24 protein-coding genes are annotated in these 24018 nt (G+C 71.6%); 14 read left to right on the top strand and 10 right to left on the bottom strand.

The window, feature by feature from the left end:
* Nucleotides 1–524: 524 nt before the first annotated feature.
* Complete coding sequence (locus CRP55_RS19160) at nt 525–1919, bottom strand: sulfite oxidase (RefSeq protein ID WP_097321450.1); 1395 nt, start codon at nt 1917–1919, stop codon at nt 525–527.
* Between the two features lie 48 nt (nt 1920–1967).
* Here CRP55_RS19160 and CRP55_RS19155 point away from each other — a divergent pair, with 48 nt between their 5' ends.
* The gene (locus tag CRP55_RS19155) at nt 1968–3119 is read left to right on the top strand and encodes an LLM class flavin-dependent oxidoreductase (protein ID WP_097321449.1); all 1152 of its coding nucleotides are present in this window, start codon (nt 1968–1970) and stop codon (nt 3117–3119) included.
* A gap of 402 nt (nt 3120–3521) precedes the next feature.
* Here the strand turns inward: CRP55_RS19155 and CRP55_RS19150 are convergent, their stop codons facing one another.
* Nucleotides 3522–5513 (bottom strand): MMPL family transporter, encoded by a 1992-nt coding sequence (locus tag CRP55_RS19150; RefSeq protein WP_097321448.1) that lies wholly within the window; start codon nt 5511–5513, stop codon nt 3522–3524.
* 73 nt (nt 5514–5586) lie between these two features.
* On the opposite strand from CRP55_RS19150, the gene CRP55_RS19145 reads away from it, so the two are divergent.
* On the top strand, nt 5587–6066 hold the full coding sequence (locus tag CRP55_RS19145; protein WP_245923162.1) for a MarR family winged helix-turn-helix transcriptional regulator: 480 nt from the start codon (nt 5587–5589) through the stop codon (nt 6064–6066).
* Nucleotides 6067–6092: 26 nt separating this feature from the next.
* On the opposite strand, the gene CRP55_RS19140 is transcribed toward CRP55_RS19145, so the two are convergent.
* A complete protein-coding gene (locus CRP55_RS19140) occupies nt 6093–6278 on the bottom strand; it encodes a hypothetical protein (protein ID WP_097321446.1) in 186 nt (61 codons plus the stop codon).
* A 138-nt stretch (nt 6279–6416) separates the two neighbouring features.
* On the opposite strand from CRP55_RS19140, the gene CRP55_RS19135 reads away from it, so the two are divergent.
* The 7 genes from CRP55_RS19135 to CRP55_RS19115 all read left to right on the top strand — a co-directional run bounded on the left by CRP55_RS19135 (nt 6417) and on the right by CRP55_RS19115 (nt 11680).
* On the top strand, nt 6417–6941 hold the full coding sequence (locus CRP55_RS19135) for a PadR family transcriptional regulator (RefSeq protein WP_097321546.1): 525 nt from the start codon (nt 6417–6419) through the stop codon (nt 6939–6941).
* Nucleotides 6938–7615, top strand: a complete 678-nt coding sequence (locus CRP55_RS19130; RefSeq protein ID WP_097321445.1) for an ABC transporter ATP-binding protein — start codon at nt 6938–6940, stop codon at nt 7613–7615. Before CRP55_RS19135 ends, CRP55_RS19130 begins: the two co-directional genes overlap by 4 nt.
* Nucleotides 7612–9804 carry an FtsX-like permease family protein gene (locus CRP55_RS19125; RefSeq protein WP_097321444.1) on the top strand — a complete coding sequence of 731 codons (2193 nt, stop codon included), beginning with the start codon at nt 7612–7614 and terminating at the stop codon, nt 9802–9804. Before CRP55_RS19130 ends, CRP55_RS19125 begins: the two co-directional genes overlap by 4 nt.
* A 65-nt stretch (nt 9805–9869) precedes the next feature.
* Nucleotides 9870–10010: a hypothetical protein gene (locus CRP55_RS54690; RefSeq protein WP_245923161.1), complete on the top strand. Its 141-nt coding sequence runs from the start codon at nt 9870–9872 to the stop codon at nt 10008–10010.
* Nucleotides 9971–10192, top strand: coding sequence for a DUF2243 domain-containing protein (locus tag CRP55_RS54685; protein ID WP_342751553.1), 222 nt, complete (start codon nt 9971–9973; stop codon nt 10190–10192). The genes CRP55_RS54690 and CRP55_RS54685 overlap by 40 nt, the downstream gene beginning before the upstream one ends.
* Nucleotides 10189–10812 carry a cytochrome c oxidase assembly protein gene (locus CRP55_RS53100; protein WP_218854622.1) on the top strand — a complete coding sequence of 208 codons (624 nt, stop codon included), beginning with the start codon at nt 10189–10191 and terminating at the stop codon, nt 10810–10812. The genes CRP55_RS54685 and CRP55_RS53100 overlap by 4 nt, the downstream gene beginning before the upstream one ends.
* Nucleotides 10805–11680, top strand: a complete 876-nt coding sequence (locus CRP55_RS19115; protein WP_179855244.1) for a tetratricopeptide repeat protein — start codon at nt 10805–10807, stop codon at nt 11678–11680. The genes CRP55_RS53100 and CRP55_RS19115 overlap by 8 nt, the downstream gene beginning before the upstream one ends.
* Here CRP55_RS19115 and CRP55_RS19110 read toward each other — a convergent pair.
* Entirely contained in the window at nt 11635–12051 is a 417-nt protein-coding gene (locus tag CRP55_RS19110; protein WP_097321442.1) for a MarR family winged helix-turn-helix transcriptional regulator, read from the bottom strand. The genes CRP55_RS19115 and CRP55_RS19110 overlap by 46 nt on opposite strands.
* 84 nt (nt 12052–12135) lie before the next feature.
* On the opposite strand from CRP55_RS19110, the gene CRP55_RS19105 reads away from it, so the two are divergent.
* The gene (locus tag CRP55_RS19105; RefSeq protein ID WP_097321441.1) at nt 12136–13902 is read left to right on the top strand and encodes an ABC transporter ATP-binding protein; all 1767 of its coding nucleotides are present in this window, start codon (nt 12136–12138) and stop codon (nt 13900–13902) included.
* Here the strand turns inward: CRP55_RS19105 and CRP55_RS19100 are convergent.
* From CRP55_RS19100 to CRP55_RS19085, 4 genes are all read right to left on the bottom strand, one after another.
* Nucleotides 13889–14539: a hypothetical protein gene (locus tag CRP55_RS19100; protein ID WP_097321440.1), complete on the bottom strand. Its 651-nt coding sequence runs from the start codon at nt 14537–14539 to the stop codon at nt 13889–13891. The two genes, CRP55_RS19105 and CRP55_RS19100, sit on opposite strands and share 14 nt — an antisense overlap.
* 66 nt (nt 14540–14605) lie before the next feature.
* Nucleotides 14606–14938 carry a VOC family protein gene (locus CRP55_RS19095; protein WP_097321439.1) on the bottom strand — a complete coding sequence of 111 codons (333 nt, stop codon included), beginning with the start codon at nt 14936–14938 and terminating at the stop codon, nt 14606–14608.
* A complete protein-coding gene (locus tag CRP55_RS19090) occupies nt 14935–15570 on the bottom strand; it encodes a nitroreductase family protein (protein WP_097321438.1) in 636 nt (211 codons plus the stop codon). Before CRP55_RS19090 ends, CRP55_RS19095 begins: the two co-directional genes overlap by 4 nt.
* A 5-nt stretch (nt 15571–15575) precedes the next feature.
* Complete coding sequence (locus CRP55_RS19085; RefSeq protein WP_245923160.1) at nt 15576–16181, bottom strand: TetR/AcrR family transcriptional regulator; 606 nt, start codon at nt 16179–16181, stop codon at nt 15576–15578.
* Between the two features lie 76 nt (nt 16182–16257).
* Between CRP55_RS19085 and CRP55_RS53940 the strand changes: the two genes are divergently transcribed.
* On the top strand, nt 16258–17625 hold the full coding sequence (locus tag CRP55_RS53940) for an FAD-dependent oxidoreductase (protein ID WP_097321436.1): 1368 nt from the start codon (nt 16258–16260) through the stop codon (nt 17623–17625).
* A 34-nt stretch (nt 17626–17659) separates the two neighbouring features.
* Nucleotides 17660–18118, top strand: coding sequence for a GNAT family N-acetyltransferase (locus CRP55_RS19075; protein WP_097321435.1), 459 nt, complete (start codon nt 17660–17662; stop codon nt 18116–18118).
* Between the two features lie 47 nt (nt 18119–18165).
* On the opposite strand, the gene CRP55_RS19070 is transcribed toward CRP55_RS19075, so the two are convergent.
* A complete protein-coding gene (locus CRP55_RS19070; protein ID WP_097321434.1) occupies nt 18166–19416 on the bottom strand; it encodes a citrate synthase family protein in 1251 nt (416 codons plus the stop codon).
* Nucleotides 19417–19483: 67 nt separating this feature from the next.
* On the opposite strand from CRP55_RS19070, the gene CRP55_RS19065 reads away from it, so the two are divergent.
* Complete coding sequence (locus tag CRP55_RS19065) at nt 19484–20656, top strand: citrate synthase 2 (RefSeq protein ID WP_097321433.1); 1173 nt, start codon at nt 19484–19486, stop codon at nt 20654–20656.
* Between the two features lie 257 nt (nt 20657–20913).
* A complete protein-coding gene (locus tag CRP55_RS19060) occupies nt 20914–21885 on the top strand; it encodes a phosphotransferase family protein (RefSeq protein WP_097321432.1) in 972 nt (323 codons plus the stop codon).
* Here the strand turns inward: CRP55_RS19060 and glgX are convergent.
* Nucleotides 21879–23987, bottom strand: a complete 2109-nt coding sequence (glgX, locus tag CRP55_RS19055; RefSeq protein WP_097321431.1) for a glycogen debranching protein GlgX — start codon at nt 23985–23987, stop codon at nt 21879–21881. The two genes, CRP55_RS19060 and glgX, sit on opposite strands and share 7 nt — an antisense overlap.
* Between the last annotated feature and the right edge of the window lie 31 nt (nt 23988–24018).

Below are 24018 nucleotides of genomic sequence, written 5' to 3'. Positions count from 1 at the left end.
CACCCCGAAACCAAGCGCGGCCGGCCGTCGCAAACGGGAGCATTCCGCTTCGGAACCAAGCGTGGCCGAGCGTCGTAGCAGGACCTTTCCGCCGCGGGAACCCGAGCGCGGCCGGCCGTCGCGCCCGCGAGCAATCCGCCGCGGAAATCCAAGCGGCGCCGGCGTTCGTGACCGGGAGCAATCCGCTGCCGGAAGCCAGGTGGGGGCCGGTCTCCGTGGTCGGGGCGAGCGCGCCGTCGGGATCGGGCGCGGGGACAGAACTTGACGGTGCCGCGGGTCCGGCCATGGCGGCGGGCATGACAGTTGCGCCGGACCGGTCGCCTTGATCGGGACGAACCCGCCGTCGGGATCGGGCGCGGGGACGGCGGGGCGGTACTGCGGTCCAGTCATGGCGGCGGGCATGAGTGTTGCGCCGGGCCGGTCGCCGTGGCCGGGGCCGGCCGCGGTGATTGGGGGCCCGATCGCCGCGGCCGTTGGTCGGGTCCTGGCGACCAGGGCGGAATCGCCGTGACCCGCGTCGGGGGTCAGGCCGCGGTGACCGGGACCTTGACGGCCGCGTCGAAGAGGTAGCCCAGAGTGTTGAAGCGGGCCACGGCTGGCTGGGTGTTGCCGTGGACGTCGGTGGCGCGGGCCAGCAGAACGTGGTCGCCCGCCGCCGGGCGCCAGTCGATCTGCCAGGGCTGCCAGGCGGCGTCCGGGGAACGGCCGGTGAAGCGGGCGCGCCGCCAGGTGGTGCCGCCGTCGGTGGAGACGTCGACGCGCCTGATGCGGCCGGCCGCCGACCAGGAGCGGCCCGTCAGGCGGGTGGTGCTTCCGGCGGGGAAGACCGCGCCCGGGTCCAGCTCGAACGCGCTCTTGATCGACTGCCGGTCGAACGGCAGGCCCTCGGCCGGGAATTCGGGGCCGAACAGGCGGTAGAACTGCGTGTTCCACGGCGAGAAGAGCGGCTCGTCGGAGACCTCGATCCGGCCGACCCACTTGATCGAGGAAATGCCGATCCAGGACGGGACCACCAGGCGTACGGGGAAACCGTGATCCGGGGGCAGGGGCGCCCCGTTCAGTTCGTACGCCAGGATGACATCGTCAAGCGCCTTGCTGACCGGCATCGGGCGGCGCACCGGGCCGAGGTCGACGCCGCCGCTGACGAAGTTCGGGTCCAGGCCGGAGGCCTGCACGTCGACCGCGTGCCGGCCGATGCCGGCCTTGCGGAGCACGGTCGACAGGCGTACGCCCCGCCAGCGGCCGACGCCCACCGCGCCCAGGCCCCACGCCGTGCCCGAGACGGTCTGGCCCTGCTGGGAGGCGAAGTAGCCGCGGCCGTTCCCGGCGCACTCGACGGCGACCGACCGGGTGACCGACGGCAGGCGCCGCAGGTCGGCCAGCGTGAAGGTCTTGGGGCCGCCGCGCAGGCCCGCCCCGAAGATCTCAAGCGCCCAGGTGGCACTGTCAATCAACGGTGTACTTGTGTGGTTGCGGACGAAGAAGCGATCCACCGGCACGTGGTAGCCGACGTCCTTCAGGGCCGACCAGCGCGTCTCCGCGTTGGTGTCGAAGACCTTGAACAGCTCGGCCGGCAGCGGCTTGACGATCGGCCCGGCGGCGACGCCCGCGCCGGCCCCGGCCGCGCCGCCCGCCTCGGCACCCGCTCCGGCCGCGCCGCCCGCCTCGGCACCAGCTCCGGCCGCCTCGGCAGCGGCCAGGTCGGCTGCGGCGGCAGCGCCGGCGGAAGAGCCGGCTCCGGAGCCGCCCGCTGAACCGGCGGCGCCGGAAGCGGCGGACGAGGCCGCGCCGGCGAGCGCGGCCGAAGCGGCCACGGAGGCCGCGCCGGTCAGGGCCAGGAAGGACCGCCGCGAGAAGCCCCGCGCCTGCCCGGAGCGCCACTGGCGCAGCCGCAACGAGTCGTATTCAAGCTCATCCATGGCGCTAACCCTATCGGCACTATAGGAGATGGGGATAGGGTGACGCGCATGGACTTTCACTGGTTTCTGCCGACCAACGGCGACAGCCGCGACATCGTCGGCGGCGGCCACGGCGTGCCGGTCGGCGCGGCCGGCGGCGTGCGCCCCCTGACCATCGGCTACCTCGGGCAGATCGCGCGCAGCGCCGAGCAACTCGGCTTCGTCGGGGCGCTCACCCCGACCGGGGCCTGGTGCGAGGACGCCTGGATCACCACGGCCATGCTCAGCGAGGTCACCGAGCGGCTCAAGTTCCTGGTCGCGTTCCGGCCCGGCCTGATCTCGCCGACCCTGGCCGCGCAGATGTCGTCGAGCTTCCAGCGGTTGTCCGGCGGCCGCCTGCTGCTCAACGTGGTCACCGGCGGCGAGTCGAAGGAGCAGCGTCAGTTCGGCGACTTCCTCGACAAGGACGCGCGGTACGCCCGTACGGCCGAATTCCTGGGGATCGTCCAGGCCTTGTTCCGGGGCGAGACCGTCGATTTCGTGGGCGAGCATCTGCAGGTCGAGGGGGCCCGGCTGACCAAGGTGCCCGATCCCGCTCCGGAGATCTACTTCGGTGGCTCCTCGCAGGCCGCGGGCCCGGTCGCCGCCGCCCACGCCGACGTCTATCTGACGTGGGGGGAGCCGCCTGACTCAGTCAAGCAGAAGCTTGAGTGGATCAGGCAGCTCAAGCCGGACATGCGCTTCGGCATCCGGCTGCACGTGATCAGCCGCGACACTTCCGAGGCGGCGTGGCGGGAAGCGGACCGGCTGCTGCAGAACGTCGACGAGAGCGCGATCGCGGCCGTGCAGGCGGGCCTGCGCAAGAGCGAGTCCGAGGGCCAGCGCCGCATGCTCGACCTGCACGGCGGCAACCGCGACGGCCTGGTCGTCGCGCCCAACCTGTGGGCGGGCGTCGGCCTGGTCCGCGGCGGCGCCGGCACCGCCCTGGTCGGCAGCCACACCGAGGTCGCCGACCGCATCCAGGAGTACGCGGAGCTCGGCATCAGCGAGTTCATCCTGTCCGGCTACCCACACCTCGAGGAGGCCTACTGGTTCGGCGAGGGCGTCCTGCCCGAACTGGCCCGCCGCGGCGTCTGGCGCCACCCCGCGGGAGGCAACGCCGCCGCCACGACAGCAATCCCCTTCGCCGGCGTCCCGACCGCCGCCCCGTCCCCTTCGTAACGATGTGCTGCGGACTCGTCAGGCAGGAGACCCCGCCGCGTGAAGGGCCTGCGGCGCCGGGGAAGGCCGCGAGAGGGAATTACGCTCGGCGGCGCGGAGGGCTGCGGCGTGGGGAAAAGGCCGCGAGAGGGAATTGCGCTCGGCGGCGCGGAGGGCTGCGGCGTGGGGAAAAGGCCGCGAGAGGGAAATGCGCTCCGCGGCGCGGAAGGCTGCAGCGCGGGGAAGGCCCGCGAGCGGAGGATGCGTTCGGCGGCGCGGAGGGCCTGCGGCGTGGAGGCCTGCGGTGCAGGGAAGGTCCGGGAGCGGGGAAGAGGCGGCTCGGCGGGAGGAGTGAGGACCGGCGGGCGGGGAGGAAGCGACCGCCGCGCCGTCGAATAGGGACGGCGCGGCGGAAGGTGCTTCTCAGGCGGCCACCTTCTCCTTCGGGGCCGTGACCGTCGGGCGGCCCGGCCACCAGAAGCGGTCGCCGCAGATCGTGGCCAAGGCCGGGACCAGCACCGTGCGGACCAGCAGGGTGTCCAGGAGGACGCCGATGCCGACGATGATGCCGATCTGGGTCAGGGTGATCACCGGCAGGACGCCCAGGACCGCGAAGACCGCGGCCAGCAGGATGCCCGCGCTGGTGATCACGCCGCCGGTCACGGCCAGGGCGTGCACCATGCCGTCCTTGGTGCCCCTGGCCGGCGCTTCTTCCCGGGCCCTCGTGACCAGGAAGATGTTGTAATCCACGCCCAGCGCCACCAGGAACAGGAACGACAGCAGCGGTACGCCGGTGTCCAGCGCCCCGTAGTCGAGCACGTTCCGGAACAGCCACGACCCCGCGCCCAGGGCCGCCCCGAAACTGGCGATCACCGTCACGAGCAGCAGCACCGGCGCCACCAGGGCCCGCAGCAGCCCGATCAGCACCAGCAGCACCACCGCCAGCACCACCGGCACGATCACTTTGAAGTCGCGCCGGGCCGCGTTCCGGTCGTCCAGGTTGGTTGCCACGCTGCCGCCGACCAGCGCGTCCTCGCTGCCCACCCGGTCGCGCAGGGCGGTGATCGTGTCGTAGGCCGCCCCCGTGTCGGGCGCGGCCTCCAGCACGGCCGAGATGCTCGTGAGGGAAGCGGTCTGCTCGCCGATGCGGGCCGACGCGACTCCCGGCGTCTTCGTGACCAGCGCCAGCACCTCTTCGGCACGGGCCGGCGTCGTGATGATCGTGGCCGGGTCGGTGGCGCCGGCCGGGAAGTACTTGCTCACCGTTTCCAGGCCGTCGACCGACTCCGCCTCGACCCGGAACTGCTCCGTCTGCGAAAGCCCGAGACGGGTGCCGAACAGGCCCGAGGCCAGCGCCCCCAGGATGACCACCGACGCCAGGAGCACCGCGACCGGGCGCTTCGCGACGCCGCGTCCGACGCGGGCCCAGACGCCGCGTTCCGCCTCGACGCCCTGCTGGCCGACGCGTGGGATGAACGGCCAGAACAGGCCGCGCCCGCACACGAGCAGGGCCGGCGGCAGCACCAGCAGCGCGAAGACGGCCGCGATCGCGATGCCCGCGGCGCCCGCGACTCCCAGCGCCACGTTGTTGCCCAGGCTGGCCAGCAGAAGTGTGAGCAGCGACAGCACGACCGTGCCGGAGCTCGCCAGCACCGCCGGGCCGGCGCCCTTGAGCGCCTGCCGCATCGCCTCGAACCGGTCCTCGTGCCGGTGCAGCTCCTCGCGGTAGCGGGAGATGATCAGCAGCGCGTAGTCCGTGCCGGCGCCGAACACCAGCACCGTGATGATGCCGTTGGTCGACGCGTCGATGGCCAGGCTCGTGTGCTGTGACAGCAGGGCCACGACCGAGCTGCTCAGGCGGTCGGCCAGGCCGACGACGGCGAGGGGCACAAGCCAGAGGATCGGGCTTCGGTACGTCACCAGCAGCAGCAAGGCCACGACGACGACCGTGACGATCAGCAGCCGGGTGTTGGCCCCGGAGAAGCTGTCGGCCAGGTCGGCCGTGAAGCCGGCGCCGCCGGTGACCTGCGCGGTCACGCCGGGCGGGGTCTCGCTCTCGAGCTTGTCACGCAACTGTGTGACTGCGTCAACCGTCTGCTCGGCCGAGTGCGAGGCGGGCAGCGGCTTGGAGACCAGCGCCGCGTCCTTCTCGGGGGCGAGAATCGGCGTACCGAAGCTCTCGATGGTCTTGAGCTCTTGCTCGGTGAACGGGCCGGTGTCCTTGGCGAAGACGATCAGAGCCGGGTTGACCTGACCGGACGGGAGTTGTTTCTCCAGCTCGGCGACCTTGGTCGACTCGGCGGAGGACGGCAGGGTGGCGGTGGGGTCGTTGGCCGTCTCGAGCGGGCCGGCGAACCCGAGAACGGCACCCCCCAGCAAGACCGCGACCACGAGCGTCAGCCAGGCGCGTCGCATGAATCCTCCATGGTTAAGTATCTCGACAATCGAGAGTCTTACCCAGCTTAGGAGAATCTGCAACACTGAGAGCGTGGATGATCGGAAACAGCTGCAGGCCGAGTTGGTGGACCTGCTGCGCCTCTACAGCATCGAGGCGCAGCACGTGGCGAACGCGTTCGCGCACCTCCAGGGCCTGCATCACACCGATCTGCAGGCCCTGGCCGCGGTCATGCACGCCGAGCGCCGCGGCGACCCGCTGACGCCCGGCCGTCTCGGCCAGCAGCTCGGCCTCTCCTCGGGGGCGACCACGGCGGTCATCGACCGCTTGGAGAAGGTCGGGCATCTGCGGCGTACGAGGGAGAGCGCCGACCGCCGTGTCGTGCACCTGCGCTACTCGGCGCCGGCGATGGCCCTGGCCCGGGAGTTCTTCGAGCCGCTGGGCGCCCGCAGCCACGCGGTGATGGACCAGTTCAGCGTGGACGATCTGGAGATGGTCCGCCGTTTCCTGTCCGGGATGCTGGAGGCGGTGTCGGAGCATCATCGCTCCCTAACGCCTACCGGCGACGCCTGACCTGCACCCGGCCCGCGGCCGATCCTTTACACAGTCACGTCGAGGTGATTCTGCAGGGTCCGGCGGCTGTCCATGACGGCCGCACGGTCGGCGGCGATGACCTTCTTGTCGGCCCGCGCCACCACGTCGGTGGTCAGTTGCAGGCAGTCCTTGCGCAGGTGAACCAGCGTCGCGTGGGTGGCCCAGGGGGAGGGGCCGATGCTCATGCTCATGGCGATTCCTTTCGCTCCACATTTGCAACCGCCTAGATCGGACGCCGGTCGCCCGGGTTGAACCCCTCAGGTCGTGGTCTGTGCCACTTCCGCGAGCGCTATATACCCGGTGTATACCCCCGGTGTAGGGTGCTGGGCATGAGCGTTCCCTTGACGTTGCTGGGTCTCCTCGAACGCGAGCCGAGCCATGGCTACGACCTCAAGCGCGACTACGACACGTACTTCGGCCGCGGCAAGTCCCTGCCGTTCGGGCAGGTCTACTCGACGCTGTCCCGCCTGGCCCGCGACGGCAAGGTGGTGATGGACGAGATCGCGGCCGGCGGCGGCCCCGACCGCAAGCGCTACGTCATCACCGACGCCGGCGCCACCGAGGTGAACGCCTGGCTCACCGAGCCGGTCGCCGCCGAGCCCCACCTGCAGAGCGTCCTGTTCGCCAAGGTGGTGCTGGCCCTCATGCTCGACCGCCCGGCCGAGGAATACCTCGACACCCAGCGGCGGGCCCACCTGGCCCGCATGCGCGAGCTCACCGAGATCAAGCGCACCGGCGGGCTCGTCGACGGCCTGCTGGCCGACCACGGCCTGTTCCACCTCGAGGCCGACCTGCGCTGGATCGACACGACCGCGGCCCGCCTCGACGCGCTCCGGGATCAGGTGAGGTCATGACGGCGATGCTGCGCGCGCGGAGCGTGTCGCTCTCCTTCGGTGACACCCCGGCCCTGCGCGGGGCCGACTTCCTGGTCGACACGGGCGAGATCGTGGCCATCATGGGTCCGAGCGGCTCCGGCAAGTCGACGCTGCTGCACTGCCTGGCCGGCATCCTGGTGCCGGACGAGGGCGAGATCCACGTCGGCGGCGAGCGCCTCGACACGATGGGCGAGGCGGCGCGCAGCGCGCTGCGCCGCGACCGGTTCGGCTTCGTCTTCCAGTTCGGCCAGCTCGTGCCCGAGCTGACGGCCGCCGAGAACGTCGCGCTCCCGCTGCTGCTGTCCGGGATGCGGCGAGCGGAAGCCGCGAGACGGGCAGATCTGAGAATGGCGGAGCTCGGCCTGGACGGACTCGGCGGGCGCCGTTCGGGCGAGCTGTCCGGCGGTCAGGCGCAACGAGTGGCGCTGGCCAGAGCGCTCGTGGCGGAACCCGAAGTGATCTTCGCCGACGAGCCGACCGGGTCGCTCGACTCGCTCACCGGCGAGCAGGTGATGGACCTGCTGGTCGGCACGGCCCGCGAGCAGGGCACCACGGTCGTCCTGGTCACCCACGACGCGCGGGTGGCGGCCTACGCCGACCGCGAGGTGATGGTCCGCGACGGCCGGGTGACCTCTCCGGTGGGGACGTCGTGATCCGCCTCGGCCTGCGGATGGCGTTCGGGCGCGACGGCCTGGGCCGCCTCGCACTGATCGGCGGCGCCGTCGCGATCGGCGTCGCCATGCTGCTCGGCGTGCTCGCGGGGGTCAACGCCGTGCAGGCCCAGAACCTGCGCTACTCGTGGCTCAACAGCGGCGTGACCAGCGCCGCCACCGGCCCCGCGGCGCAGGACCCGGCCTGGTGGGCGCCGCGCCAGGACTACTTCCACGGCCGCTCGATCATCCGGATCGACGTCGCGCCGACCGGTCCGTCCGGGCCGGTGCCGCCCGGCATGCCCGCGCTGCCCGGTGCGGGCTCCTACTACGCGTCGCCGGCGCTGATGCGACTGATCGGGGCGACGCCGGCGGCCGAGCTCGGCGCCCGGTTCCCCGGCGCGCCGGCCGGCGTGATCGGCGAGGACGCTCTGCCGGGGCCGGATGCCCTGGTCATCGTGGTCGGCTTGCCCGTGGCGGAGGTGAAGGCCCGCGACGGCGCGGTGCGGATCGACCGGATCGTCGCCGTCTCGCCCTCGGAGTGCGACGGCTGCTACATCGGCATCGGCGGCGAGGCTCTCACGCTGACCCTCGGCGTCGTCGGCGTGGCCCTGCTCTTCCCGATGCTCATGTTCGTCGGCACGGCCACCCGGCTGGCGGCGGCCCGGCGTGAGCAGCGCTTCGCCGCGATGCGGCTGCTCGGTGCGACGCCGCGTCAGGTGTCCACATTGGCCACCGTGGAGTCGGCCGTGGCGGCGGCGCTGGGCGCCGTCGTGGGGTTCGGGCTTTATCTGCCCGTACGGTGGGGCCTCGCGCACATCCCGTTCACCGGCGAGCGTTTCCACCCGTCGCATCTGACGCTCACCTGGCCGCAGATCGCGGCCGTGCTGATCGGGGTGCCGCTCGGCGCGGCCGTGGCGGCCCGGCTGGCCCTGCGGCGGGTGCGGATCTCGCCGCTCGGTGTCACCCGCCGGGTCACCCCGCGACCGCCGCGGGCGTGGCGTCTCGTGCCGCTGGCCGCCGGGCTGGCCGAACTGGCCTGGTTCGTCGGGCGGCGGCCCTCGACGTCCCATGGACAGCTGACGGCGTACCTCTCCGGAATTCTCATGGTCATGGTCGGTCTGATCATCGCCGGGCCCTATCTGACGTTGCTGGGCTCGCGGGCCCTGGCCCGCTGGTCGCGCCACCCGGCCGGGCTGATCGCGGGCCGGCGCCTGGCCGACGACCCGCGCGCCGGCTTCCGGGCGGTCAGCGGCCTGATGCTGGCCCTGTTCGTCACCAGCGTCGCCACCGGCGTCATCGGCACCATGGTGTCGGCGCAGGGCGACCGGTCGGCCTCGGCGGCCAAGCTCGCCATGACGGCCTTCCCGGAAGATCTCGCACCGGGGGAGAAGGGCCTGAGCACGGCGGCGATCCCGGCCTCCCTGTCGACCATCCCGGGCGTGCGGGCGGTCCAGGTCGTGCACTACTTCGACGACCGGGGCGATCCGGGACTGCCCGGCCTGATCCCGTGCGCCGACCTGGCCGCCCTGCGCGACTACGGCAGCTGCCCGCCCGGGGCCGAGGTGGCCCGCGTCTTCTCCGACCTGGCCGCCCCCGACGGCATACCCACCCACTGGGAGGCGGCCCCGGTCAGCGCGGCGTCCCTCGAGCAGGCACCGGTGCTGTCGCTGGTGGTCCTCACCGACGGGTCGCCCGCGGCCGTCGAGACCTCGCGCACCGTCATGGAGTCGGCCTTCCCGGCGCTGCGCCCGCCCCTGACCGACCGGGAGTGGAACAGCGACTTCGCCCGCACCCTGGTCCAGTTCCAGCGCCTGGCCGACATCGTCGTCGTCACCAGCCTGGTCATCGCCGGCTGCGCCCTGGCCGTCGCGGTCACCGGCGGCCTCAACGAACGCAAGCGCCCGTTCAGCCTGCTGCGCCTGACCGGCGTACGCCTGGCCGAGCTCCGCCGCGTCGTGACCCTGGAGAGCGCCGTCCCGCTGCTGGCGGTGTCGGTGGTGGCGATCGCCGCCGGTTTCCTGTCGGCCCACCTGTTCCTGCGCTCGCAGCTCCAGGACAACCTGGTCGCCCCGTCCGCCTCCTACTACGCCCTGGTGGCCCTGGGCCTGGCCGTCTCCCTGGCCCTGATCGCCTCCACCATGCCCCTGCTCGGCCGCATCACCGGACCCGGGACGGCCCGCAACGAATAGACCCGCGCGTATCGCCATGCGCCCGGGGCATGCCCCGGGCGCATCGCTGTGAAAGGGGTCGTCAGATGGCTGTCGCCACGCCGAACAGGGCCACGGACCGTGGCGCCCGCCTGCTCGCCCTGCCGGGTGTCGTTCTGGGCGTCGGCCTCGGCGCTTCGTCGACGGCATCCTGCTCCATCAACTGCTGCAATGGCACCACCTGCTGACGAGCACCGGCCGCTATCCGGCCGACACCGTCGACGGCCTGTTCCACACGTTCACGTGGCTGGCCGTCCTGACCGGCATCGGCCTGCTCTACTCCCGGGTGAACTCGAACCGCGGCCGCGCCTGGGCCTCCCGGGCGCTGTGGGGCTGGCTCCTGCGGCGCGACGCCCCACCCCTCGAGTGACGCACACCCATCAGGCCGACGGCGGGCTGATCCTGCTGGTGGCGATCGCCTACGAGGTCCTGGCGACCGTCGGCCGGCGGCCCTGGCCCTGGTGGCGGACCGCCTTCTTCCTCACCGGCTGCCTGGCCCTGGCCGCCGGCCGCCTGATGCGCCACCGGCTCGTCCACGCCGTGGCCCACCCGGTCGTCGCCCTGACGCTCAACCTCGGCGGCCTCGCCGTGCTGTTCCTGACCCCGCTGTACGCGGCGACCACCCGTGACCCCACCCTGCATTTGCTGGTCCACGTCCACTTCCCGATCGCCGGCTACCTGTTCGCCTGGGTCATCGCCGGCCCCGATCCCGCACCGAGACGCCCGTCCGTGCCGTACCGGCTGGCCGTCCTGGGCGTGGCCATCGCCTTCCACTCGATCCTGTCCCAGCTCCTGTACGCGGGCGTCCTGGACCTGCCCGTCCCGGTCGCCGAGCGCCAGGGCGGGGCCGAGCTCATGTACCACGGCGGCGACATCGCCGAGCTCCTGCTGGCCGGGGCCCTGCTCGCCGGCCGGCGGCGGCTCCCCGACCGCACCCGGGGGCGACTCCACCGGGACCCGTACGCCACCGATCTTCCAGGGTGTGCGTAGCGAACTCGTTCTCGATCGTGCCGGTGACCTGCTCGGCAGCGGGCACGCCGGTCAGGCCGCGTCCCTCCTGGCGCCCGTAGTGGGCGCCGAGCCGGAGAACGCCGGCGCCTGGCTGCTGCTGGCCCGGGCCCACCTGGCCCTCGGGCGCCCGTCGGAGGCTCTGGAAGCGGCCCGGGCCGCCCTCGGGCTGCGGCCGGGTGGCATCGACGCCCTCTACTGGGTGAGCGCCTCCTACACGGCGCTGGGCCGCCACGAGCTGGCCGTCACCGCGGCCGTCGCCGCCTGCGACGAGGACCCGGGCAACCCGCGGCTGGCCGAGCGCCACGGGCGGGCGCTGCTGGCCGCCGGGCGGGTCGCCGAGGCCGAGCTGGTCCTGGCCGCGTACGCCGAGTTCGCCCACTACGACGCGGAGCTCCAGGTGGCGTACGGGATGGCTCTGTTCGCCTCGGGCCGTCCGCTGAGCGCTCGCGAGGCGTACGGCAAAGCCCTGAATCTCGATCCTGGAAACGCCGTGGCCCTGGCCGAGCTGCGCCGTCTCACGGCGGCCGAGCGGCGGATCACCGACGCCGGCTCGCTGGTCCGGGTGTGCGACGAGTTCGCCGAGGCGCTGCGCGTGCCGGCCGGTGGCCACCCGCGACCGGGCCCGGCCCGCGACGTGCTGGCCCACGTGGCCGCCGTGACGTTCGGGGTCAGCCTGGCCACCCTGGTCGTGCTGGCCGTCCTGGTCCGCCTGGCCGGGGCCGAGGTGCCGATGCCGCTGCTGATCGCCGTCTTCGCCGTCGCGGGCTCCGCGGCCTGCCTGACCGCCGTCACCCGCAAGCGTCAGCCCTCGTCGCGCAGCTTCTCCAGGACGCGCGCCAGGTCCTGACGGTCGGCCGGGTCGAGCGCGGCGAACAGCCGGGCGCTCGCGGCCTGCCGGGCGGCCTGGATCTCGGTGTTCACCGTCGTGCCGTGCGGGGTCAGCGTGACCAGCACGGCCCGGCGGTCGACCGGGTCGGGCCGCCGCTCGACCAGGCCGCGCTGCTGCAGGTCGTCCACGACCTCGGTGGCCGAGCGGGGCGCGATCCGCAGATGCTCGGCCAGGCTGCTCAGGCGCAGGTCGCCGTGGTGGGCCAGCACGTTCATGGCCCGGCCCTGCGACGGCGACAGGTCCCACGGCTCCAGAGCGACCTTCGTCCGGTTCCGCAGCCGCCGGGCCACGGCCCAGAAGGCCTCAGACAGACTCTCCTCCTCGTGCACGGGGAATACCGTACCAGCGATTACCGTTGTAGCCTCACGTTGAGGTAACCTCAGTAATTCGTACGGGATGAGAGAAGGTCGCACTTGGCCAGCCGCAAGAAACCCACCCAGGCCGAGATCGCGCAGGCGAGAAGTGTCTCCCTGCGCCGCATCGGCGCCCTGTTCACCGGACACCGCTGGCCCCTCGGGGTCGTCGTGTTCACCATCATCGCCTCGTCCCTCGTGGGCCTGGCCTCACCGTTCCTGCTGCGCGAGGTCATCGACGTCGCGCTGCCGCACAACGACGTCCGCCTGCTGGTCTGGCTCGTCATCGGCATGGTCGTGGTCGCCGCCGTCACCGCCGCCCTCGGCGTCGTGCAGACGTGGATCTCCACCGCGATCGGCCAGAAGGTCATGCACCGGCTGCGCGTCGACGTCTTCGCCCACCTGCAGCGCCAGTCGATCGGGTTCTTCACCCGCACCCGCACCGGCGAGGTGCAGTCGCGCATCACCAACGACATCGGCGGCATGGAGTCGGTGGTCACCTCCACCGCCACCTCGATCGCCTCGAACCTCACCACGGTCGTGGCCACCGCGGTCGCCATGGCCGCCCTCAGCTGGCAACTCTCCCTGGTCACGCTCGTCGTGCTGCCGCCGGCCATCTGGCTGACGCGCCGCGTCGCGACCATGCGCCGGGCCATCACCGCCCAGCGCCAGCGCGAGCTGGCCGACCTGAACGTCATCATCGAGGAGGGCCTGTCCATCGGCGGTGTCCAGCTGTCGAAGACGATGGGCACCGGGCCGGCCCAGGTCGAGCGCTTCACCGCCTCCTCCGACCGGCTCATCGACCTCGAGCTGCGCTCGGAGCTGGCCGGCCGCTGGCGGATGGCCTCGATGAGCATCGTCTTCGCCGCCATCCCGGCGGTCATCTACCTCGCCGCGGGCCTGCCGTTCAGCGCCGGCTCGATGAGCATCGGCACCCTGGTCGCCTTCACCGCCCTGCAGTCGAGCATCTTCCGCCCGCTCATGGGCCTGCTCAACGTCCAGGTCACGGTCACCAGCTCGCTGGCCCTGTTCGCGCGCATCTTCGAATATCTCGACCTTCCGGTCGAGGTCGAGGAGCCGGCGGCGCCCGTGCGTCTCACGGCGGCGCGGGGCCACTTGCGCTTCGAGGACGTGACTTTCTCGTACGCCAACAGCGGCACCGCCGCCATCGCGGGCGTCAACCTCGACGTCCCCGCGGGCAGCTCCCTGGCCCTGGTGGGGGAGACCGGCAGCGGCAAGAGCACCCTGGCCGCGCTCATCGCCCGGCTCTACGACCCGACCTCGGGCCGCGTCACCATCGACGGCGTCGACCTGCGCGACCTGTCCTTCGCCGACCTGGCCTCGGTCGTCGGCGTGGTCAGCCAGGAGACCTATCTGCTGCACACGAGCGTGCGGGAGAACCTGCGCTACGCCAAGCCGGACGCCACCGACGAGCAGATCGAGGCGGCGGCCCGGGCCGCGCGGATCCACGACGTGATCGCCGCGCTGCCCGACGGCTACGACACGATGGTCGGATCCCGCGGCCACCGGTTCTCCGGCGGCGAGAAACAGCGCATCGCCATCGCCCGCACCCTGCTGCGCGACCCGCGGATCCTGGTGCTCGACGAGGCCACGAGCGCGCTCGACAACGAGACCGAGCGCGCCGTGCAGAAGGCCTTCGACGAGCTGTCGCGGGGCCGGACCACGGTGACCATCGCGCACCGCCTGTCCACGATCCGCGACGCCGACCAGATCGCGGTGGTCGACCACGGGCGGATCCTCGAGTCCGGCACCCACGACACCCTGCTCGACGAGGGCGGCCGTTACGCCGTACTCACTTCTTCTTAGATTTGCCCTTCTTGCCACCGGGCTCGCCCGGCACCGGCAGCGGCGGCGCGCTCTTGGCGTAGTCCACGACGATCGGCATGCCGATCCGGACCAGCTCCTTGGCCCGCCGCTGCACGTCCTCGGCGGTCTGTGCCTGCGTCACCGGCACGTGGATGGCCACGTGGCCGACGAAGCTGATCAGGTCGTCGACCGTGCCCGGGAAGATGTGGCACATCTGCGAGGCGGCCAGCAGCTGCGACTCCGGCACCCCGGCGACGTGCTGGGCCATGCCGGCCTGCCACGCCGTCGGGTGCACCAGATATCCGGCGGGCAGCCGGCCCGGGCCGCCGATGCCGGCCAGCGCGAGGGCCCGGTTGCCCTTGCCCGGCTTGGAGGCGCTCACGATGTAGAGGAAGCCGGCCCCGGCCAGGATCCCGCAGACGATCAGGGCGGCGGTCGCGTTGTTGGCACCGGCCATGATGATCAGGAACAGCACGACGATGATCAGGCCGCCGGCCATCATCTCCGCGGTGCCGTCACGGGCCTCGTCGTCCTCGGCGTTCGCGACGCAGCGTTCGAGGATGCCCTCGTAGATGCGGTCCTGGGGTTTCCAGTGGTCCTCGCGCACCGGCATCGGGCGCAGCGTCGTCTGACCCATCCGTGGGTCCTCCTCGATCAGCGGTCTTGTGACCACGGATATCGGGCGCGGCGGGGGAAACCTGAGTCAGTTCTCCACGCAGAATTCGTTGCCTTCCGGGTCCCGCATGACGATCAGGCCGTGCGCCTCCCAGGCGAAGGTGGCGCCGAGCTCCTCCAGCCGCTCGCGCTCGGCCGGGATGTCGGCCGCGCGCAGGTCGAAATGCATGCGCAGCTTGCCCGTCTTCGGCTCCGGGACGCGCTGGAACCACAGGTTGGGCCCGCCCCAGCCGGGCGCCTCGACGTAGGCCTTGTCGCTCGTCGAGTCCTCGTCGAGCTCGCCGCCGAGGGCTCCGGCCCAGAAGCGGGCCACCACGAGCGCGTCCTGGCAATCGAAGGTGATGCTCTTGACGTACGTCATGACTCCGTACGGTAGCGCTCGGAGAACACGACCTCGTCCAGTGGACGCCGCTTCGGCTGCGACCACTTGCCCCGGGCCGGGTAGCCGAGCGGAATGAGCGCCATGGTCAGGGCGTCCTCGGGAAGACCGAGCAGCTCTCGTACGTCCTTCTCGTGTCCCATGTAGAGGGTGGTCAGCGTGGAGCCGACGCCGTACGCGCGGGCGGCCAGCATCAGCTGCTGCACGGCGCCGTAGATCGAGGAGCCCAGCCGCGGATTCTTGCTGGCGGCGGCGCCCAGCAGCACCGGGAAGATCCAGACCGGGGCCTCCTCCAGGTGGTTGGCGAGGTGGTCGGCGGCCCGGAAACTGGCCGCGCTCATGCCGTTCGGGTCGTCGCTGTTGAGGATCTCCTCGCGCCGCGACCCGTAGCTGGACTCCCAGCCCTCGCGGTACCAGCCGGCGATCTGCTTCTTGACCTCGGCGTCGCGCACGACGATCCAGGCCCAGCCCTGCCGGTTGCCGCCGCTGGGGCCGCGGATGGCCGCGTCGAGGATCGCCCGGACGATGTCGTCGCTGATCGGCTCGGTGGACAGGTAGCGGCGGGCCGGGGTGGTGTGCAGGGCCTCGAGCAAGGGCACTTCGTCGTTCGGCATGGCGCCTACTCTTCCAGTTTCCGCGCGATCAAGGCCACCTGCTCGGCGTAGTGGTCGACGAACTCGGGATCCCTGGGGTCGGCGCGGCACAGGCCCGCGATCACCTGGGGCATGGTGGTCGGGGCCATGCTGGCCGCCATCAGCATGATGAGCAGGCAGGCCGGGTCGATGTCGGGATTGTCGCGGCCGATCTGCTCGGCGATCTGCTCGACACCGCGGGCGAGCATGGCGGTCCTGGCCTCGCCGCCGGGGTCCTCGCCGTCGTACTGCAGGCCGCTCCAGGCGAGTATGCGGACGCCGTCGGGGTTGTTGAGGTTCTCCAGCGTGTACCGCCGGAGCTGCTCGGAGAGCGAGGTGCCGGGCTCGGAGATCTCGGCCTGGCGCTGCCCCCACTGCTCCGTCATGGCCCGGAACAGCCCCTGCTTGCCGTCGAAGTAGTACGACAGCAGCTGCTGGTTGACCCCGGCGCGCTCGGCGATGGCCCGGATGCGAGCCCCGGCGTAGCCGTGCTGGGCGAACTCGGCGGCGGCGGCGTCGAGGATCTTCTGGCGCGTGCGCTCGGGGTCGCGCTGACGCTCCTGCGGCTTGGGTGACCTGCGGGGACCTGGCACAGTCGTTGATTCTACGCATGAGCTAATCAACCAAACGCTTGACAAACTCATGCGTACGGTTGGTACGGTCCCCGGTATGCGAATACTCATCTCAGGCGCGGGCATCGGCGGCCTCGCACTGGCCCAGGCCCTGCGCCGCGGCGGCCTGGAGGTCGCCGTCTACGAGCGTGATCCCTCGCCGCAAACCCGCCGGCAGGGCTACCGCATCCACATCGACCACGACGGCAACGAGGCCCTGCGCGCCTGCCTGCCACCCGAGGTCCTCGACCTGGCCCACCGCACCAGCGGCGATACGGGGGACCGGATCGCCTTCTACACGCAGGATTTGGTGGAGCTCTCGTCGCAGGTCTTCCCCGACATCCCCGCCTCCGAGATCACCAACGTCGACCGGGACACGTTCCGCCAGTCCTTGCTGACCGGCCTCGACGTCTCGTTCGGCCACACCGTGACGGGTTACGACCTGACCCCCTCGGGCCGAGTCCGGGTAGCCCTCTCCACCAGCCCGCCCACCACGAGCCCGACGCCCTCCACCGACGGCACCGCTGCCTCCGTCGGCCGCCCAGCCTTCTCCGCCAGCAGCCCCACATCCACGGCGGCCAGCCCTGCGTCCGTCGTCGGCGGAACCTCTTCCTCGCCGGGCGGCCCTGCGTCCTCCGCCGGCGGCACCGCGTCCTCCGTCGGCGTGACCGCGTCCTCCGCCGGCGGCACCGCGTCCTCCGATGGTGGCGACGGTTCGTCCGGCGACGGTTCGTCCGGCGGCGGGTCGTTTTTCGACGAAGGTGATCTGCTGGTCGGTGCGGACGGGGTCGGCTCGGCCGTGCGTCGGCAGCTGGCTCCGTCGGCGACGCTGCGCGATCTGGGATTGCGGTGTCTCTACGGGCGTATGCCGCTCGACGGCGCCACTCTGCCGCCGGACTTCGGCCGGGGCTTCAGCTGGGTCGCCGGCGCGAACGGCTACGGCGCCGGTTTCGCCCCCGTGCGCTTCCGCACCCCGGCCGGCGTGCCGGACTACCTGATGACCACCTTGGTCGCACCCACCGGCGTACTCGGAAACCTGGACCTGCCCTCCGAAGCGCTGCAACAGATCTGCCTCGACGCGAGCGCGACCTGGCACCCGGCCGTGCGGCACCTCTTCGCCGCCGCCGACCCCACCTCGTTCTTCCCGATCGCCATCCGCGCCGGCACACGTATCACCCCCTGGTCATCCGGCCAGGTGACACTGTTGGGCGATGCCATTCACACGATGCCCCCGGCCGGCGGCGTCGGGGCGAACACCGCGCTCCAGGACGCCGCCCTCCTGGCGGCCGAGATCCTCTCCGGAAAGCCCCTCCCCGAAGCCGTAGCCGCGTACGAGTCGGTCATGCTCCCGAGAGGCTTCGACACGATCGACAAATCGATCCGCATGATCGGCCGGATGGTCCCGCAGCCGGGCGCCCGCCCCTAGATCTCTCGCACCGCGTCCATGCCACGATGGCGGCGTGACGACGACGACCGGCCGCCTGCGCACGGCAACCCTGCGCGACCACGCCGAGCTGCTGGCCTTGTGGACGCTGCTGTTCGACGACGCTCCACCGGAACCGTGGCGGACCCATGCGGCCGCGTGGTTCGCCCGCTTCGTCGGCAGTCCGGGCGAGGCCCGTTTCCCTGTCATCGAATCCGGCGGCGCCATCGTCGCCACCGCGATCGGCACGCTGGAACTGGGCGTCCCGAATCCGTTCTGCGCCAAGGGCCGCACCGTGCGGCTGGCGAACGTCATCACCCTTCCCGGCCACCGCGGCCGGGGCTACGGCACGACCCTCGTCCGAGACGTCGTCGACTGGGCCCGGTCCATCGACGCCGACCGGGTCGACCTGAGCGCCACCCCGGAAGGCCACCGCCTCTACGCCGGGTTGGGGTTCACGGTGACGTCGGCCCCGAGGATGAAGTTCATGCTCTGACGTACGGCCGGCCTCTCGTGGGCCTCAGCACGGGGATCCGGTGGCTTCTATGCCGGGGTGCGGCCGGCGTAGCGGCCGGACGGGCGGAAGCGGGAGGGCCTGTCGCCGTACTCCTCGAGTGCGTGAGCGAGCCATCCGGCCGTCCGTGCCACCGCGAAGATCGTCTCGCCGGCGTCGGGCGGCATGCCGCGATCGAGCGTGAGCGCGGCGAGCGCCAGGTCCACATTGGGATGGACGCCGGAACGGTCGCGCATCGCCTCCGCGATCTCCTCGGCGCAGATCGCGGCCGGGCCGTCGCCGAGCAGGCCGAGCAGGACCTTCGCCCGAGGATCTCCGTCCGGATAGAGCCGGTGCCCGAACCCGGGGATCGTCTCGCCCGCCCGCAACCGTGCCGCCACCGCCTCGACCGGCGCGCGCCGCGACAGAGCATCGGTGAGCAGTTCGTGGGCGAGTCCACTGGCGGCACCGTGAAGCGGACCGTCGAGCGCGGCCAGGCCGGCACCGACCACCGCGTACGGGTGGGCCCGCGTGGACGCGGCCACCCGGGCCGCGAGAGTCGACGCGGCGATGTCGTGGTCGGCCAAGAGCACGAGGGCGGCATTGAGCACCTCGTGATCAGCCGGTGTGCCGCGCCCGCCCGTGAGCCGCACCCACAGCTCAGCGGCCAGATCCGGGTGGGGGCCGGCACTTGTCGCGGCGGCTTCGTCCTGGGCCCGGGCGGGCAGTTGCGTGATCTCCCCTCCGCCGCGGGTCGTGGGCGGCGGCGCGGTCCGGGGCGGGATGGGCAGTGCCGCGACCATGGTGGCGAGCAGGGCTCGGCCGGTGGTGACGACCGCGGCCGGGGTGATGTCGAAGCGCAGCGGGTCGGCGGCGGCGGCCGCGGCGGCGATCACCCGGAGGCGGTCGGTGTGCCGGGCGGCGGGCGGCAGGGGAGCCGTCACGGCGACGGCCAGTTCGAGCAGATCGAGTGGCGGTGCGAGGGCGGTGTGTTCGAGCGTGCCGGTCCAGAGGAGGTTGGCGACCGACTCGAAGCTGGCCGTGGCGGCGAGTTCGGTGGCGTCGTGGCCGCGGTAGAAGAGGCGGCCGTCGCTGATCAGGGTGAGGCCGGTCTGGATGCCGGGGGTGCCGCCGCCCTTGCGCTTGGCCTCGAACGCCTCCACCTCGGCCCGCGCGAACAGGCTGACCTTGCCGTCGCCGTTGCGCACGCTGCGCAGCAGGCCGCGGCTGACATACGCGTAGATCGTCGCGGGCTTGACGCCGAGCCGCTCGGCGACCTGTTCGGTGGTCAGCGTGTCCATGTGCACATCCTCTCATGTTGACTGGATCAACATTGACGTCAACATGAGTCGGCCGCATGGTGAGAACATGCTGACTGTCAATCCAGGACTGGCCGGTGTCGTGGCCTTCGACACCGAGATCGCCGAGCCCGACCGGGACGGCGGGGCCCTGCGCTACCGCGGCGTCGACGTGCGCTCCCTCGCCGGCGCCGTCGGCTTCGGCGACGTCTGGGGCCTGCTCACCGACGGCGACTTCGCCCACCCGCTGACCCCGGCCGCCCTTTCCCCGGCTGCCGCTTCCGGGACGTCCGCCTCGGCAGCATCCGGATCGGCTACGCCTGCCTCGGTGCTGCCTGGATCGGTGGCGGCTGTGCGCACGGGTGACGCGCGGGTTGATGTGCAGGCGGCGGTGGCGGCTCTGGGGCTTCGGCCGCTCATCGACGTCGATCACGCTCAGGCGCGGGCCGATCTCGCCTACGCCACGGCCTCGATGCTCGACCAGGTGGCGGTCTCGGCGCGGGGTGACCGGCCGGCCGTGCCGCAGCGTCTGGTCGATGCCGGGCGCGACGTCACCGAGCAGTTCATGATCCGGTGGCGGGGGGAGCCGGACCCGCGGCACGTCGCCGCGATCGACCGGTACTGGGTCTGCGCCGCCGAGCACGGCATGAACGCGTCCACCTTCACCGCCCGGGTCGTGGCCAGCACCGGCGCCGACGTCGGCGCCTGCCTGTCGGCGGCGGTCGCCGCGCTTTCCGGGCCGCTGCACGGTGGCGCGCCTGCCCGGGCCCTGGGCATGGTGGAGGCCGTCGAGCGCGGCGCGGACGCGCGTAGCTATGTCAAACAAGTGCTTGACAGTGGTAACCGTCTGATGGGGTTCGGCCACGCCATCTACCGCGCCGAGGACCCGCGCGCCACCATCCTGCGCGACACCGCCCGCGAGCTCGGCGCCCCGCGCTACGAGGTGGCGCTCGACCTGGAACGTGCCGCCCTGGCCGAGCTCCGCGAGCGCAAGCCCGACCGCGTCCTGGCCACCAACGTCGAGTTCTGGGCCGCGATCGTCCTCGACTTCGCCGAGGTACCCGCCGACCTGCTGGCGGCCGTCTTCACCTGCGCCCGCACGGCCGGCTGGAGCGCACACATCCTCGAACAGAAGCGCCTGGCCAAAATCATCCGTCCGTCCGCCGACTACGTGGGCCCCTCCGAGCGCGCCGCCACCGACCTCCCGGGCTGGCCCGACGCCCTCAAACGCCGCGCCGTGTGACGCGAGGCCCGTGCCGCCCTCGCCGCGGGCGGGGCTCGTCCAGCCCTCGCGGAGGCCGTGACGACCACTGCGGGGAGCACGACCGGGCGCGGCACCCTGAGCAATCCGCGACCGTGTGGTCAATTGCTCCACGACCCGGCGAGGAGCGTCACGCGGTCCGACCTCGTCATGAAGAGGTCGGCAGCCGGGGCCGGAACCACCACTCGCTCATCGCCGGTCTCGTACTCGGCACGCCGGTCATCGGCCATGCTTGGTTCATGGCGTTGAGCTGGCTGGACGAGCCGACCGTGGAAGCGTTGCGGGTGGGGCTGCGCAAGGTCGCACCGGAGCTGGCCGCCAGCACGATCGTCACCCGTGGGCTGGAGGCCGGCGACGATCCTCAGTGGAGCGGGGCCAGTGCTGTGGTCGACGGGCGGGTGGTGGTGAAGTTCGCCTGGGCGGAGCCGCCCGCCCGGCGGATCTGCCGTGAGGCACGGCTGGTGGAGGCGCTGCGGGCGGTCACACCGGGGCTGCCGTTGCCGGTCGTGGTGGTGGCGTCGAGGGACCCGGCGATGCTGGTGACGCGCCGGGTGGCCGCGATTCCGTTCTTCGATGTACGCCGCCTGATCGCCCCGGCCGATCGGGAGATCGCCGCGCGTGACATCGCCACGGTTCTGGCCGGATTGCACGACCCTCGGGTGCTGGCGGCGGTCGGACCGTTGCCCTCGCCGGCGCCGCCGGCTTCGACCGAGATCTTGCGGAGCCGACTCGGTGCGTTCCTCCGGCCTGACCAATGGGAACAGATGGCGGCGTGGTGTGACTGGGCCGACCGGGTGCTCGCGTCGCCGGGGCGCACCGTTCTGGTGCACGGCGACTTCCACGGCGACAACCATCTCTGGGACGCGGCGTCGCGGCGGCTGTCCCTGGTGGTCGACTGGGAGACCGCCGGCCCGGGCGAACCCGAGTTCGACCTCCGGTGCCTGCCCGGCGACTGCGGCATCGAGCTGTTCCTGGCAACCGTCGTCCACTACGAGCGGCTGTCCGGCACGACGCTGAACGTGGACCGGATCATGGCTTGGCACCTGCGCACCGTGCTCGGCGACGCTCTCTGGCGGGCTGAGGCCGGAGTTTCACTGCCGGACCACCGCACCCCGCCGGAATGGGTCGATGACCTGAACGGGCGATTCGCCGCGCTCGGGACGTTCGGGTGGGGTGAGCGCCCTGCTCACCCCACCCCGGGCTTTCAGTAGCGGCAGCGAAGAACCACCATGGTGTGGCCGGAGACCTCGTATTGGCCGCCTGCTTTTGTGGTTTTGCGGCGGGCGGCCAGCAGCGGGTCGGCCGTGTTGACCACTACTTCCCAGGTGCGGCCGAATTGGCGGTCGGGGAGGGTGAAGGCCACGCGTTCGCCGAGCGGGTTGAACAGGAGCAGGAACGAGTCGTCGGTGATGGCCTCGCCCAGGGCGTCCCTTTCCGGAATGCCGTGGCCGTTGAGGAAGACGGTCATGGTCATGCCGCTGCGGGTGTTCCAGTCGGCCTCGGTCATCGGCTGGCCGTCGCGGCGCAGCCAGGCGATGTCGGGGATTTTGTCGTCCGTCACCGGGTCGCCGGTGAAGAAGCGGCGGCGGCGGAAGATGGGGTGTTTGGCGCGCAGTTCCAGCAGGCGGCTGGTGAAACCGGTCAAGATGTCCTGGTTGCGCGCGTCGACCCAGTCGACCCAGGCGATTTCGTTGTCCTGGCAGTAGACGTTGTTGTTGCCGCCCTGCGTGCGGCCCAGTTCGTCGCCGTGGGCGATCATCGGGACGCCCTGGCTCAGGAGCAGGGTGGCCAGGAAATTGCGTTTCTGGCGTTCGCGCAGGGCCACGATGTCGGCGTCGTCGGTGGGGCCTTCGACGCCGCAGTTCCAGGAGCGGTTGTGGCTTTCGCCGTCGCGGTTCTCCTCGCCGTTGGCGTCGTTGTGCTTGTCGTTGTACGACACCAGGTCGTTGAGGGTGAAGCCGTCGTGCGCGGTCACGAAGTTGATGGACGCGATGGGGCGGCGGCCGTCGATCTCGTACAGGTCGGAGCTGCCGGTGAAACGGGACGCGAACTCGCCCAGGCTGGACGGCTCGCCGCGCCAGAAATCGCGGACCGAGTCGCGGTAGCGGCCGTTCCATTCGGTCCACAACGGCGGGAATCCGCCGACCTGGTAGCCGCCGTCGCCGACGTCCCACGGCTCGGCGATGAGCTTGACCTGCGAGACCACCGGGTCCTGGTTGACCAGGTCGAAGAAGGCGGCCAGCCGGTCGACGGCGTGGAACTCGCGGGCCAGGGCGGCGGCCAGGTCGAACCGGAAGCCGTCGACGTGCATTTCCGTCACCCAGTAGCGCAGCGAGTCCATGATGAGCCGCAGCGATTCGTGGTGGCGCACGTTGAGGCTGTTCCCGGTGCCGGTCGTGTCGTAGTAGTACTGCTTCTGGTCGTCGACCAGGCGGTAGTACGCCGGATTGTCGATGCCCCGGAACGACAGTGTCGGGCCGAGATGGTTGCCTTCGGCGGTGTGGTTGTAGACCACGTCGAGGATGACCTCGATGCCGGCCTGGTGCAGCGCCTTCACCATCGACTTGAATTCCTGCACCTGACCGCCGTGCCCGTCGAACGAGGCGTAGCCGTTGTGCGGGGCGAAGAAGCCGATCGTGTTGTAGCCCCAGTAATTGGTCAGGCCGCGGTCGACGAGCGTGCTGTCGTGCACGAACTGGTGCACCGGCATCAGTTCGACCGCCGTGACGCCCAGCTTCTGCAGGTACTTGATCATCGCGGGGTGGGCGAGCCCCGAATAGGTGCCGCGGACGTCCTCCGGAATGTCCGGGTGCCGCTGCGTCATGCCCTTGACGTGAGCCTCGTAGATGACGGTCTGGTGGAACGGGATCCGCAGCGGCCGGTCGTTGCCCCAGTCGAAGAACGGGTTGATGACCACGGACTTCTGCGAATAGGGCGCCGAGTCCTGGTCGTTGACCGAGTCCGGTTCGCCGAAGTTGTACGAGAACAGCGCCTGGTTCCAGTCGTTACGCCCGTCGATCGCTTTCGCGTACGGATCGAGCAGCAACTTGTTCGGATTGCATCGCAGCCCGTTCGCCGGGTCGTACGGTCCGTGCACGCGATATCCGTACCGCTGTCCCGGAACGACCCGGGGCAGATAGCCGTGCCAGACCAGCGCTTCCCGCTCCGGCAGGTCGATCCGCGTCTCGACGCCGTCGTCGTCGAAGAGACAGAGCTCGACCCGCTCGGCCACCTCCGAGAACAGCGCGAAATTGGTGCCCCCGCCGTCGTACGTCGCGCCCAGCGGGTAAGGGTTCCCGGGCCAGATTTTCATGCCGCTCTGCTTCCCCGTTGAGCGCTCGCTG

It is taken from the genome of Paractinoplanes atraurantiacus, assembly GCF_900215205.1.
Lineage (GTDB): Bacteria > Actinomycetota > Actinomycetes > Mycobacteriales > Micromonosporaceae > Actinoplanes > Actinoplanes atraurantiacus.
This window is presented reverse-complemented; position numbering and strand designations above follow the sequence as displayed.